At 65.5% G+C, this 13,136-nt stretch carries 13 protein-coding genes; 5 read left to right on the top strand and 8 right to left on the bottom strand.

From position 1 onward, the window contains the following. Positions 1 to 102: 102 nt before the first annotated feature. The 3 genes from QX034_RS11325 to QX034_RS11335 all read right to left on the bottom strand — a co-directional run bounded on the left by QX034_RS11325 (position 103) and on the right by QX034_RS11335 (position 3,322). Entirely contained in the window at positions 103 to 972 is an 870-nt protein-coding gene (locus tag QX034_RS11325) for a DMT family transporter (RefSeq protein ID WP_315702490.1), read from the bottom strand. A gap of 171 nt (positions 973 to 1,143) precedes the next feature. Next, the gene (gene phbB, locus QX034_RS11330; protein ID WP_315702489.1) at positions 1,144 to 1,869 is read right to left on the bottom strand and encodes an acetoacetyl-CoA reductase; all 726 of its coding nucleotides are present in this window, start codon (positions 1,867 to 1,869) and stop codon (positions 1,144 to 1,146) included. Between the two features lie 274 nt (positions 1,870 to 2,143). Next, positions 2,144 to 3,322: an acetyl-CoA C-acetyltransferase gene (locus QX034_RS11335; RefSeq protein WP_315702488.1), complete on the bottom strand. Its 1,179-nt coding sequence runs from the start codon at positions 3,320 to 3,322 to the stop codon at positions 2,144 to 2,146. A 386-nt stretch (positions 3,323 to 3,708) separates the two neighbouring features. On the opposite strand from QX034_RS11335, the gene phaR reads away from it, so the two are divergent. Beyond that, positions 3,709 to 4,293 (top strand): polyhydroxyalkanoate synthesis repressor PhaR, encoded by a 585-nt coding sequence (phaR, locus tag QX034_RS11340; protein WP_315702487.1) that lies wholly within the window; start codon positions 3,709 to 3,711, stop codon positions 4,291 to 4,293. A 156-nt stretch (positions 4,294 to 4,449) separates the two neighbouring features. Here phaR and QX034_RS11345 read toward each other — a convergent pair whose 3' ends face one another. Next, positions 4,450 to 6,144, bottom strand: a complete 1,695-nt coding sequence (locus QX034_RS11345; RefSeq protein ID WP_409977466.1) for an EAL domain-containing protein — start codon at positions 6,142 to 6,144, stop codon at positions 4,450 to 4,452. 449 nt (positions 6,145 to 6,593) lie between these two features. Between QX034_RS11345 and QX034_RS11350 the strand changes: the two genes are divergently transcribed. Continuing rightward, entirely contained in the window at positions 6,594 to 6,737 is a 144-nt protein-coding gene (locus QX034_RS11350; protein WP_315702486.1) for a hypothetical protein, read from the top strand. Positions 6,738 to 6,769: 32 nt separating this feature from the next. On the opposite strand, the gene QX034_RS11355 is transcribed toward QX034_RS11350, so the two are convergent. The 3 genes from QX034_RS11355 to mtgA all read right to left on the bottom strand — a co-directional run bounded on the left by QX034_RS11355 (position 6,770) and on the right by mtgA (position 8,812). Further along, a complete protein-coding gene (locus QX034_RS11355; protein ID WP_315702485.1) occupies positions 6,770 to 7,519 on the bottom strand; it encodes a hypothetical protein in 750 nt (249 codons plus the stop codon). 191 nt (positions 7,520 to 7,710) lie between these two features. Then, positions 7,711 to 7,893, bottom strand: a complete 183-nt coding sequence (gene rpmF / locus QX034_RS11360; RefSeq protein WP_006610266.1) for a 50S ribosomal protein L32 — start codon at positions 7,891 to 7,893, stop codon at positions 7,711 to 7,713. Positions 7,894 to 8,071: 178 nt separating this feature from the next. Continuing rightward, a complete protein-coding gene (gene mtgA, locus QX034_RS11365) occupies positions 8,072 to 8,812 on the bottom strand; it encodes a monofunctional biosynthetic peptidoglycan transglycosylase (RefSeq protein WP_409998243.1) in 741 nt (246 codons plus the stop codon). Positions 8,813 to 8,930: 118 nt separating this feature from the next. Here mtgA and QX034_RS11370 point away from each other — a divergent pair, with 118 nt between their 5' ends. Then, positions 8,931 to 9,854, top strand: a complete 924-nt coding sequence (locus tag QX034_RS11370) for a farnesyl diphosphate synthase (protein ID WP_315702484.1) — start codon at positions 8,931 to 8,933, stop codon at positions 9,852 to 9,854. Positions 9,855 to 9,924: 70 nt separating this feature from the next. After that, a complete protein-coding gene (locus QX034_RS11375; RefSeq protein ID WP_409977478.1) occupies positions 9,925 to 10,563 on the top strand; it encodes a DUF1345 domain-containing protein in 639 nt (212 codons plus the stop codon). A gap of 96 nt (positions 10,564 to 10,659) precedes the next feature. On the opposite strand, the gene QX034_RS11380 is transcribed toward QX034_RS11375, so the two are convergent. Next, positions 10,660 to 12,537, bottom strand: a complete 1,878-nt coding sequence (locus QX034_RS11380; protein WP_316190621.1) for a caspase domain-containing protein — start codon at positions 12,535 to 12,537, stop codon at positions 10,660 to 10,662. Positions 12,538 to 12,739: 202 nt separating this feature from the next. Here QX034_RS11380 and QX034_RS11385 point away from each other — a divergent pair, with 202 nt between their 5' ends. Further along, on the top strand, positions 12,740 to 13,114 hold the full coding sequence (locus QX034_RS11385; RefSeq protein ID WP_315702482.1) for a nuclear transport factor 2 family protein: 375 nt from the start codon (positions 12,740 to 12,742) through the stop codon (positions 13,112 to 13,114). Positions 13,115 to 13,136 lie beyond the last annotated feature (22 nt).

Here is a 13,136-nt window from a genome sequence, read left to right on the forward strand (position 1 = left end):
TACCACTCGAAAGGCACTTGAGTGCCTGCCGTTAAGCCGGGATCAACGATACGAGCAAGAGATCGCGTTCCGCCGCCGTCGCAGGCCACGAAGCACGGCGGCTTAACGACGGAGTCGAAACATGTCCTTGGCCGCGACCAGGCCGCCGCCGGCGATCAAGAACGCAGCGAGCGCGATGTTCGCGCTCGGCTGGGCAAAGCCCGCCAGGATCAGGAACGCCGTCGAGAGCAGAGGCGTGGCGTAGGAGGCCGCACCGAGCACGCGGATATCGCCGCGCTTCATGCCGATGTCCCAGGCATAGAACGCAGCCCCGACCGGCCCGACGCCGAGACCGATCACGGCGAGCCACTGCGTCAGTGTCGCCGGCCAGACCGTCGTCTCAAAGGCGACGTGCATGGTCGCCGCGAGCGCTGCCGTCACCAGACAAAAGCCGGCGACTGCATCGGTCGGCACCGACTTCAGCCGGCGCGACAGCACCGAATAGGTCGCCCACACGAAGGCGGCGATGAAGGCCGCCAGCAGACCCGGGACCTGGGCTGCCGCGAAGCTCGCGCCATTGCCGACGAACAGCAGCACGGTGCCGGCAAGTCCGAGTGCGGCGCCGACGACGTGATACGGCGCCAGCCGTTCGCCGGGCAGGAAGGCGGAGAACAGCACGATCAGAAGCGGCCAAAGATAATTCAGCAGCCCGGCCTCCGCCGGAGGGGCAAAGCGCAGCGCCAGGAAGTACAGCGCATGGTAGCCGAACAGGCCGCCAACGCCGACGATCCAGGCGACAGGCGGCTGCCGCAGCGCCTTCATCGCCCCATGCCGACCGATCCAGGTCAGCGTGCCCACCACGCCGCCGATGGCAAAGGTCATGGCGGCGAGCTGAAACGCCGGGACGGTGCCGGTCGCAACGGTCATCACCGCAAGCAGCGACCACATCAGGATCGCGGTGAGGCCGATCAGGGTCGCGGTACGAGAGGACATGGACAACATTGCTCCGTCATGGCCGGGCGAGAGCGCGACGCGCGCCTTCGCCCCTCGGCGATCCACGCCCATGAGCTGCTCAGAGATCGCAAAGACGCGGATGCCCGCGACGAGCGCGGGCAGGGCGAATCATATGCAGCAGACAGTTCGCTTACGCAACGCCGTTCGGCGTCAGGTCATGTACTGGCCGCCATTGATGGTCAGCGTCGAGCCGGTGATGGCGGCGGCGTCATCGGCGGCAAGGAAGACGACGGCGCGCGCGATCTCCTCGGGCTCCCCAAGGCGGCCGATCGGAATCAGCGGCAGGACCGACTTTTCCAGCACGTCCTTCGGCACCGCCTGCACCATCTCGGTGTTGATGTAGCCGGGGCAGATCGCATTCACGGTGATGCCGGCCTTGGCCGTCTCCAAGGCCAGCGCCTTGGTGAAACCGATGTCGCCGGCCTTGGCGGCCGAATAGTTCACCTGGCCGAACTGGCCCTTCTGGCCGTTGATCGAGGAGATGTTGATGATGCGGCCGAACTTGCGCGCGCGCATGCCCTCGATCACCTGGCGTGTCATGTTGAACAGCGAGCCGAGATTGGTGTTGATCACGGCGCTCCACTGCTCGAGGCTCATCTTGTGGAACGCGGTGTCGCGGGTGATGCCGGCATTGTTGACCAGGATATCGATCGGGCCGAGATCGGCTTCGACCTTCTTGATGCCCTCCGCGCAGGCCTCGAACGAGCTGACGTCCCATTTATAGACAGGGATCTCCGTCTCGCTCTTGAACTTCTCCGCAGCCGCATCGTTGCCGCCATAATTGGCCGCGACCCTGTATCCGGCCGCTTTCAGCGCCTTGGAGATTGCCGCTCCGATGCCCCGCGTTCCACCCGTCACCAACGCAACCCGTGCCATGTCGAATCCTTCCCTTGGTGCTCGCTCAAGCGCAACAACTTATAGATGCATATCTGCAACGACGTTGTCACGCTTCACGCCGTTGCCGAATGATGGCCGTTGAGAAAAATTTCGTCATCGACCGGGGATCGCAGCGCTTTGGCTTCTTATCGACGGATTATGCGACGCGTTTGACGGACATCAAGAGCAAAACGCCCGGCGAGGCCGCCGGGCGTTTTCGTTGTTGGGATGCGTGCAGCTGCGAAGCTGATCGCGTGCGCAGTCTGCGAGGTTTTTAGTCGCGCGCGATGCACATCGCGATGCCCATGCCGCCGCCGATGCACAAGGTGGCGAGCCCCTTCTTCGCATCGCGCTTCTGCATCTCATGCAGCAGCGTCACCAGCACGCGCGCGCCGGAAGCGCCGATCGGGTGGCCGATCGCGATCGCGCCGCCATTCACGTTGACCTTTGCCGGATCCCAGCCGAGATCCTTGTTGACCGCGCAGGCCTGCGCGGCGAACGCCTCGTTGGCCTCGATCAGATCGAGGTCGGCGATGTTCCAGCCGGCCTTCTTCAGCGCGGTGCGCGAGGCCGGGATCGGGCCGGTGCCCATGATCTTCGGATCGACGCCGGCCTGGCCCCAGGAGACGATGCGGCCGAGCGGGGTCTTGCCTTCCTTCGCGGCCTGCTTCGCGGTCATCAGCACCACGGCCGCAGCGCCGTCATTGATGCCGGAGGCATTGCCCGCGGTCACCGTACCGTCCTTCTCGAAGGCCGCGCGCAGCTTGGCCATCGCTTCGAGCGTGGCGCCGTGGCGCGGATATTCGTCGGTGTCGACGATGATGTCGCCCTTGCGGCTCTTGACCGTCACAGGGACGATCTCGTCCTTGAACCTGCCGGCCTTCTGTGCGGCCTCGGCCTTGTTCTGGGAGGCCACCGCAAACTCGTCCTGCTGCGCACGGGTGATCTGATATTGCTTCGCCACGTTCTCGGCGGTGTTGCCCATGTGATAGCCGTTGAAGGCATCCCACAGCCCGTCCTTGATCATGGTGTCGACGAGTTCGAGCGAGCCCATCTTGACCCCAGCACGCAGATGCTGCGCATGCGTCGCCATGCTCATGGATTCCTGCCCGCCGGCCACCACGATCTCCGAATCGCCATTGACCAAGGCCTGGTAGCCCAGCGCCACCGAGCGCAGGCCGGAGCCACAGAGCTGGTTGACGCCCCAGGCGGGGCTCTCGACCGGGATGCCGGCGGCGATCGAGGCTTGGCGGGCCGGGTTCTGCCCCTGCGCCGCGGTCAGGATTTGCCCCAAGATGACTTCGGAAACGCGACCGGGCTCGACGCCGGCACGCTCAAGCGCCGCCTTGATCGCGACCGCGCCGAGCTCATGAGCCGGCAGATTGGCGAAGGCGCCGTTGAAGCTTGCAACCGGGGTGCGGGCGGCGCTGACGATGACGACATCGTCTGACATGGGCATCTCCTGACTTTTGCTCTTGGGGACCAGGCTCGGGGACCGGGGAGTCTCTGAAACCTAAATGAAATTGGAGCGGGGCGCTGCAGCGTGCCGGTGGGAACGACGGCAAACCCCGGATTGGCGGATGCGCAATCTCTAGGGCGCATCCTGTTAACGTCGTTGCGGCATGTCAATGAGACAAAGGCCGGTTTCCTGCTGCAGCGCATTCAAATTGGCGCGCCTGTCCGTTTCATAAGCACAATTTGTGCTTTGGAATTAACCGTCGCGCACAAAACCGTAGCCGAACTCTCTCGAACGTGATTACGCTAGTGCGATTGCGTAGCTCGTCGCCCTGCGGCGTAACCGCGGGGTTTCCCGTCCTCGGTCTGAATGTGTGAGCTTCCATGGCGAAATCCGACCAACCCACCACGATCAAGAAATATGCGAACCGGCGGCTCTATAATACCGGGACGAGTACTTACGTGACCTTGGAAGACCTCGCCGCGATGGTGAAGGAGGGAGAGGACTTCCTGGTCTACGACGCCAAGACCGGCGACGACATCACCCGCTCGGTGCTCGCTCAGATCATCTTCGAGCAGGAGAACAAGGCCGGCCAGAATCTGTTGCCCACGACCTTCCTGCGGCAGCTGATCCGGTTCTATGGCGATAGCATGCAGATGGTGGTGCCGAAATATCTCGAGCAGTCGATCGACACGCTGACCCGGGAGCAGGAGAAGTTTCGCAAGCAGATCGCCGAGACCTTCTCAGGCACGCCGTTCGCGCCGCTCGAGGAGCAGGTCCGCCGCAACATGGAGCTGTTCCAGCAGACCTTCTCGATGTTCAAGCCGTTCGCTCCCGCACGGACGGAAGAGAAATCGGCCGAGCCGGCGGCCGGCGGTGACAACATCGACGACCTGCGGCAGCAGATGAAGGAAATGCAGGAACGCCTCGATCGCATGTCGAAGGAGCCGCCGAAGCAGGAGGAATAGCCTCGGCGTCGCTTCCGGCCGAGGCCAGGCCTCCTGGGGCTATGGGCGGCTGCGCCGCCGCGCGGCGACCAGCAATCTCCCGCGCGACGGGCTGCCCTGCATGTGTCCCGCATCGCGCGCGCATGCGCCGGCATGGAACGATGCCGCCGATCGAGGTCATCCCGCGGCGGGCAAGATTTCTCCAGCCGCGGACCGCCACGGGCACGCGATCGAGGCGAGCCCGATCAGCCGTCCCTGGATGTAGTCGCAGCCCCATTCGCGCAGGAGCGCGGCCGACTCCTCGTCCTGCACCCATTCCGCAACCGTCTTGATCTGCAGCCGGCGCGCCAGATCGACCAGCGTCTGCACGAAGGCGCGGTCGTCGGCGGAGCGCGCCAGGTTCTGCACGAAGGCGCCGTCGATCTTGACGATATCGACACCGAGCTTGCGCAGGTTGCGGAACGAGGTGTAGCCCGCGCCGAAATCATCGATCGCGATCCGGCTGCCGAGATCCTTCAGTCGGGTGACGAAACCTCTGACATCGTCGATGTCCTGGATCTCGACGGTCTCGGTGATCTCGACCACCAGCCGTTCGGCAACGCCCGGATGCGCACGCATCAGAAATTCGATCGAAGCCCACCAGTCCGGGTCCATGGTGGTCTCCGGGGAGATGTTGAGGCTGAGCCGCACGTTGGGCGCGGCGGCGAGTTCGGCGATGACGAGCTCCAGCACCCGGTGATCGACCAGACGGATCAGCCCAAGGCGCTCGGCCACCGGCACGATGTCGGGCGCGTGCAGGACCCGCCCGTCGTCCTGCCGCATCCGCACCAGGCATTCATAGAACGCCGACTCGCGGGTGTCGGCCGCGACCACCGGCTCGAAAGCGGTGACGATGCGCCGCTCGTTGAGCGCCGTGACGATCTGGTCGGTGACGCGGATATTGACCTTGCGCTGGGCGTCGCGCTCGACGTTCGGCCGCCACACGGCGAATGAGCCGACCCGACGCCGCTTGGCGCCGTCGAGAGTCTCATGGGCGCGGTTGATGGCCTCGTCGGCGGTGCGCGCGTGACGCGGCACGCTGACCGCGCCGATCGTCACGGTCACCGCGACGGGGCCGGATTTGGTGGGCACCACGTCGTCGCGCACCGCGGCCAGAAATCGCTCGGCCGCGATCGTCATGTCGTCCATGGTGCAGTTCTTGAGGATCAGCCCGAACTTGTTGCCGGAGAAACGGCCCAGCACATCGCCGCTGCGCAATCGGGCCCGAATCCGTTGCGCGACCTCCAGGAGCACGCCGTCCGCAACATCGAAGCCGAACGCGTCGTTGAGGCGCGCCAGATGATCGACGCCGACCAGCATGAAGGCGCAGGAAAAGCGGAAGCGCTGCGCCTCCTCGATCGTCGCCGCCAAGGTGGCGATCAGGTGGCTGCGGTTGAGCTCGCCGGTGAGCGGATCGTGCTGCGAGAGCTTGATGAGCTGCTCGTCACGGGCGTGGCGCTCGTTGTTGATACAGACGACGCCTTGCGCGCGGACTGGACGGCCGTCGGCATCCGCGAACCAGCAGCCGGTCTCCTCGACCCAGAGCAGCGGCGCGCCGGTATGGGCGCGGACACCATATTCGATCCGGTAGGGTGTGCCGCCGGCGCCGTGCAGCGGCGGCGACTGCAACAACACCTCGGAGCGGATCGCTTGCTGCGGCTCGATCAGCTTGGCGAAATCGGCGCCGCGCGACAGCTGCGGCAGCGCGATATCGGGAAACACCGCACCGACATGATCGCTCCAGACGATCACGTCGGCGGCGATATCCCACACGAAGGCGGCCTGGCCGACCGAAGCCAGAATCATCGAGGTTTGCGGCACATCGGCTGTCAAGATCGCCTCGTTTCGGGACACGGCCGGTCGCGATCGCGGCCTCACAATCGGTTACGGATGACCGGCATGCGGCGCATATGGCCGCAGCGGTCTTGCGAATCAGCCTACGGACATCTGGTTAATGAGAACATTTTCTTGCGACAGGCCATTTGCAAGCCCCGGTGCCGCAGGCGTAAGCTAAAAAGGGAGGCGCCGAAGGAACAAACGCCCGTGAAATAACGATAACTCCGTGAGCGGCATTGCTCTTGCGAGAGTTCGGGAGGAAAGGATCCGGCGCCCCAGAATAGAACAGTCAGGCCGGATTTGGTTGGACGATGTTAACGATCGACCGGAACGAGACGGCTAGGCAGGACGGCGAATCGCGCGAAAGCGTCGCGCTGGTTCCGCTCGTCCATGGACCGGAATTCCGATCTCCGCCGCGGCGCTCGGTCAGGCCAGATGCCAGTTTCGTGACCCATTTGATCGCTACGGCCGAGCAGGTCCCGCAGACCCGCCATCTGCGCCGCGCCGCCACGGCCGACGCGCTCTCCGCCTATGCGACGCATCAGCATCCCACGGTCAGCGCCGCCGGGCGGACCCGGCAAGTCATCTAGGCAATCCCTTTCAGGTAAGCGCCGGCGCCGCTTCAGGGCTTCGGCGCGGCCGGCGCCTGCTCGTGCTCTTTCGCCTGGTCCGGCGCGTCAGCGTTCGGGGCCGGTTCAGTCGCAGCCGGGGTGGCGATGCGCGGATCGGGATGAGCCATCAGCACGGATTCGGCGACGGCTGCCGCGGCCGGCACCTCGATGTCCGGCGGCGCCGGTGCGGGCTCGGGCTCGGGCTCGGCATGAGCGGCCGGTGCCGGGACGACCGAGCCAGGGACATCCGCCGCACCCGCCGATTCTGCGACCTGTGGCTCCGGTTCAGCCTTGGCCGGCTCAGACTTGGCCGGTTCGGGCTTGGACGCAGACGCAAGGACGGGTTCAGTCCGAACCACCGGCGCGGCTGCAAGCACGGCCGCTGCGCGGCGGCGCTTCGTGCGCAGGCCGACGCCTGCGAAGAAGTCCACCATGGCCAGCAGCGCCAGCAGGAAGAAGGTCGAATTACCGAATTTCGGCCACATCACGAATTCGGCCGCAGCGCCGCCGGCGACCAGCAGCGAGAGCAGATGATCCGTGAGATATTTGCCGTGAGGCCGGGCGGCCTTGATCACTTCGAGCCACAGCAGCAACACCCCGAGCGCAAGCAGGATGTCGCCCAGCGACACCGTCCACGTCTCGCCCGAAACCAGCCGCACCTGGATCAGCGTCTCGCCGAAGCCGACCCCCGGCATCAGGAAGGCGATCATGTTGTAGATCGCCAGCGGGATCAGCAGCAGCGGAAAACCGACCATGGACATCGGTGACGCCTTCAACCGCGCAAGGGATCAGCACCTGCGCATTTCCAAGGACCGGGGACGGGAATACGACGGGCTCGTCCGCGAATGCCTTACGCGCAAAGGTCCCGGCGAATGGACTCGCACGGGACCGCGCTCAACCCGTCGGCGCCGCGTTCCGGCGGGCGACAAGCCCGCCGCATGGGCACAGACGATCAGGCGTCCTTTTTCTTCAGGACCTGGCGACCCTTGTACATGCCGGTCTTGAGATCCAGGTGGTGCGGACGACGCAGCTCGCCGGAATCCTTGTCCTCGACATAGGTCGGCTTCTTGATCGCATCGGCCGAGCGACGCATACCGCGTCGCGACGGCGACGTTTTTCTTCTGGGGACGGCCATATCCGTATCCTCTAGGGGTAATCTCTTATGGCATCAGCGGAACATCGTCGCGTGGCGACGGCCGCAAGCGCAAGCGCCGGCGAGCCCCGATGCCGATTAAGGCCGGGCTTATAGAGGATGAGGTCCCGTAAAGCTAGCGCCGTTTACGGCAATTTCGGGCAAATTCGCGCGTTCGCGCTCATCGGCCCCCGCCCCAACAGGTCTGAAGCGCGGGTGATTGCCCCCGCGCCATGTAGGTCATGGCGAGCCGGCGTACGCCCGGACCCGGATTCCGTGCGCTGCGTTTGACCGGGTTGGGCAGGATCGAAGCCAATAGCGCCGCCTCGCGCGGCCCCAAACCTGCTGCCGACCGGCCGAACGCATAGTTTGCGGCGGCCTCGGCCCCGAACTGGCCGGACGGGCCGAGTTCGGCGACGTTCAGATACAGTTCCAGGATTCGCCGCTTCGGCAGCACGGCGTCGATCCAGAGCGCCAGCGGCAGTTCCAGCGCCTTGCGGACGAAGCTGCGCCCTGGCCATAGGAAGAGGTTCTTGGCCAGCTGCTGGGTGATGGTCGAGCCGCCGCGCGTGACTTCCCCCTCCTCGGCATCATCCACGACCTCGCGCAGCGCACCCCAATCGACACCGTGATGGCTGCAGAATTTAGCGTCCTCCGCCGCAACCACCGCGCGCGGCAGGTAGGGCGACATCGCCGACAGATCGATCCAGCGCCGTTCGACCGGCCTGCCGGTCACCGAGCGCCACAGCATCAAAGCCGACATCGGGTGTCCTGTCGCATAGAACGGCGTCAGCCCGTAAGGCACGAGCAGCACCAGCAGGACCATGGCAAGGAGCGTTCGGAGCGGGCGCAAATTGAGGTTTCGCGGGGCTAGTGGAGCATGATCGGATGGTCGTCCGTCGCGATTATCCGATATCTCCATGAAATTTCCTGCCTTTTTCGGACAATCGAGGCCAAGTGTCGCGCTCGCGCCCGCAATTGACGAAGTCGGCGTCATCAACGATTGTCCGGCGAATTTTTTGCCTCTGGAGCACTACTTGATGACCGCGACGGCCCTGACCGACTTCACCCAACGCCTGGACAAGACCGCGGAAGACACCGAGGCCCTGCTGGGCGAATTGCTGTCGGACGCGCCGATGCAAGACGAGATCGTGCGGCCGAAGCGGCTGATCGAGGCCATGCGCTATTCAAGCCTCGGCGGCGGCAAGCGGCTGCGTCCGTTCCTGGTGGTCGAGAGCGCGGCGGTGTTCGGCGTGCCGCGGCAGGGCGCGCTGATGGCAGGCGCCGCGCTCGAATGCATCCATTGCTACTCGCTGATCCATGACGATCTGCCGGCGATGGACAATTCCGACCTGCGGCGCGGGCGGCCGACGCTGCACAAGGCCTATGACGATGCCACCGCGATCCTCGCGGGCGATGCGCTTCTGACGATCGCGTTCGACATCATCACCCGCGACGAGATCCATCCCGATGCCGGCGTGCGGCTGGCCCTGACCCGGGCCCTGGCACGCGCCTCCGGGATCGGCGGCATGGCGGGCGGGCAGATCCTCGATCTTGCCGGCGAAGGCCGGTTCGGCGATCGCGAGCCGGTCGACGTGGCGCGCCTGCAGCAGATGAAGACCGGCGCGCTGCTGCGCTTCGGCTGCATCGCGGGCGCCCTCCTCGGCCAGGCCTCGGCGCAGGAATATCAGGCGCTCGATGATTTCGGCCGCGCGCTTGGCGAGGCCTTCCAGATCGCCGACGACCTGCTCGACGTGGAGGGCGATGCGGCGACGCTCGGCAAACCGGCCGGCGCCGATGCCGAACTCGGCAAGACCACCTTCGTCACCCAGCTCGGGATCGACGGTGCCAAGCAGCGCGTGCGGGACCTGCTCGCGCGCGGCGATGCGGCGCTCGCGATCTTCGGCGCCAAGGGCGACGTGCTGCGCGCCGCCGCGCGCTTCGTGGCCGAGCGCAAGAACTAGAGCCCGCGCGGTGCCGATCCAGCCAGAGCACAAGGAAGACCCCGCGCTCGCCCACTTCACCAGGCTGCCGATGGCGCTGCGCGTGGTCTATGCGCGGCCGCGCACCTTCATTGCGCTTGGCATCGCTATATTCTCGTTCTTTGCGCTGCCCGGCGCCTGGCGAGTGATGACCCGGCTCCTGCTCTGCTGGGACATCTTTGCCACGCTCTATCTCATGCTGGTGGTGCTCATGATGCTGCAATGCGAGCATCAGCACATCCGCCGCAACGCCATCAAGCAGGACGATGGCCGCTTCGTGATCCTGATGGTGACGGCGCTCGGCGCCTTCGCCAGCATCGTCGCGATCGTGTTCGAGCTCGGCGCTTCCAAGCGCGGCGCCGTCGAGCTCACGCTGGCGACACTCACTGTCGCGCTGTCCTGGGCCATCGTGCACACCACCTTCGCCCTGCATTATGCGCACGACTATTATCGCGGCAGCAAACCGGGCGGCCTGCAATTCCCGAGCGGCGAGAGGCAGGATCACGCCGACTACTGGGATTTTGTCTATTTCTCCTTCGTGATCGGCATGACCGCCCAGGTGTCCGATGTCGGCATCACCGACAAGGTGATCCGACGCACCGCGACCGTGCACGGCATCATCTCGTTCATCTACAACACTGCGCTGGTCGCGCTGATGGTCAACATCGCCGCAAGCGCGATCTCGAACTGATTCAAGAGGCGGGGTGCGGCCTCCCACGCCCGGAATCGGAGAGGGCCAAAACCGACGCTGCCGCAACAGCTGCGCCGAGCGGCGGCACGGTCTACTTCAATTGCACACTTCCACGCTGGCGTTGTGGCTCGGGCCGCCGCCGCCCTGATAGTCGAGATGGCAGCCGCGCTGGACCGGCCGGCACAGATAGGCATCGCAATAGATCTGGCCTGACGCGCGCCCCGGCTTCTCCGCCCGGAGCTGCGGCTTGGCAAAGCCCGACAGCGGCCGGCCGTCACCGACCTCGGGAAGCGTCAATCGCCGCTCCGACCGCAGCCGCTTGCGGGCCGGCTCGTCGTCGCGATCGTTGCGGCTCGCGACCGGCTTCTTGCTGCGCTTCTCGCATTCGTTGTCGTCGTTGAGGAACGAGCCGGCAGCACAGACGATCCTGTCGCAATGGTCGACGTCGACCTCGAAACCATGCGGGCAAGCCAGCGGACACACCCGCCCCTGCTTGCGCTTGATCACATCGAGCGCATCGCCGGAGACCGTCTGCGTATCGAGCTTGGTACCGGCATAGCGGTTGAATGCCGACAGCGACCGCCGCGAGGCCGAGCCCCAGTCCCCATTGGCATCCTCGTCCAGGCAGCCGACGCGGCGCAATTCGACCTGCACCGCTCTGGCGAGATCGGCCGGCGGTGCGGCCGGGGTCAGCGATGCCAGCCTCGGAGCTTTCTCCGGCTGGGTGGCCGCAGCCGCGGCGGGGACCGATGCCGCGGTCGTGGTCACCGCTATGAGCGAGGCTTGCTGCTGGTTCGACGGCTCGTCCTGCGGCCTGCCGTTCGCCTCCGCGGCCTGCTGCCGCGCGACCTCCGTGACCTTCTCGGCTGCAATCCGCGCCTGCTCGGCCGCCTTCGCCTCGGCCGCCGCCTTGGCTTCAGCCCTGGCCAGCACATCCTTGCCCGCGCCTTCGGCGACGAGACGCGCCCGCTCGACTTCGGCCGCCCGGGCCTGCTCGGCCAGTGCGACGTGGTTCTCCTCCGCCGTCAGCTTATCGAGCTGCAGCCTGGCGAGGCTCGCATAGAAGCCATCCGGATATTGCGCCAGAAAGGCGTTCCAGGCCGCCTCGTTGCCGACCTGCAGCGCGAGCTCATAGTCGCGGCGCATCCCCGATTGCGCATTCGGCGCGGCCGCCGCTTGCGGGACTCGGGCGGCAGCCGGCACCAGTGCGACATCCTCACCGCCGAGCGAGCCATAGACGAACGGCTCCTGGCGATTGCCGGTCGCCTTCAACACCTCGTCGCGCACGAAGCCGAAGGCCTTGCGGATATCGAGCCCCGGCGTGCCGATACGCCGCGACAGCGCCAGCGTGAACGGACTGTTCCTGCCGTCGCCGTCCTGCGCCGTCGATCCTGCCTTCGCCGAATAGGCGACCAGGGTGTTTGGGCTGGTCGGCTCGATCCTGGCAAGGCCGCGACCGATGCCGCGCACGGCAACCGTGCGCTCCATGGTCCTCGCGAACGGATTGTCACGACAGGCATCGAGAATGACCAGGCGCAGTTTCTTGGCCGGCTCGACGGCGACCAGAATGCGGTCCAGCGACAGCGTCTCGTCATAAACGTCGGTGTCGCGTTCAAGCCGCGCATCGACCGGAATCAGGTAATTGGCGCCTTCGACCTCCATGCCGTGGCCGGCGTAATACACCACGGCGATGTCGGCATCCCGCGCGGCATCGGCGAAATCGCGCAGCGCCCGCCGCGTCTCCCCTGCCGACAGGTCGCGCCGGAAGTCGACCACGTCGAAACCGGCCGCCTTGAAGGTCTTGGACATGACGGCGCCGTCATTCACGGGGTTCGCCAGCGGCGGAACATTCCGATACGCCGAGTTGGCGATGACCAATGCCACCCGCTTCTCGGCAAAGGCCGGCTGGCATGCAAGCAGCAACACCGCTGCAATCAGCAAGCGGGGGATTTGAAAGGATCGCGACCGGAACATGACTGAGAGCCCATGATGCTGGGAGACTTGCAGAAGCCGACTACCAGAGCTGGGAACGGCTGGGCTGTGATTGCGGTCACACACCTCGCTCCCAGGCCAAACCGCATCCTTGTTCGTCGCCGCTGATGTGGCCTTGGTTCGTCTTGCCAATCACGTTATTGCGTTGAAAATAAGCTGATCGTTCCGCAGCGAGGAGAGAGCCGTGAACCCTGACCGATCCAGTGTCGAAGCCGTGGTCCAAGGCTATTTCGACGCGCTCTATGCGGGCGACGCCGACAAGCTCGGCGCGATTTTCCATCCCACCGCCGATCTGCGCTGCGTGGAGAATGGCGAGCTGAAGATCCTGACCATGGCCGACTGGCTGGCCTGGGTCCGCAAACGGCCTTCGGCGCAGGCCGAAGGCAAGCCGCGGGACGATTTCATCGTCACCATCGACCGCTCGGATGACAACACTGCCTTCATCAAGGTCCGCTGCCAGCTCCCGCCGCGCTATTTCACCGATTATCTGGTGGCGATGAAGCTGAAGGATGGCTGGCAGATCGTCTCCAAATCCTATCGCTACGATCTGCGGGACTGAGCGTCGGCACCGACGCGCAGAT

The sequence above is a fragment of the Bradyrhizobium sp. SZCCHNR3119 genome, from assembly GCF_032487775.1.
Classification (GTDB): domain Bacteria; phylum Pseudomonadota; class Alphaproteobacteria; order Rhizobiales; family Xanthobacteraceae; genus Bradyrhizobium.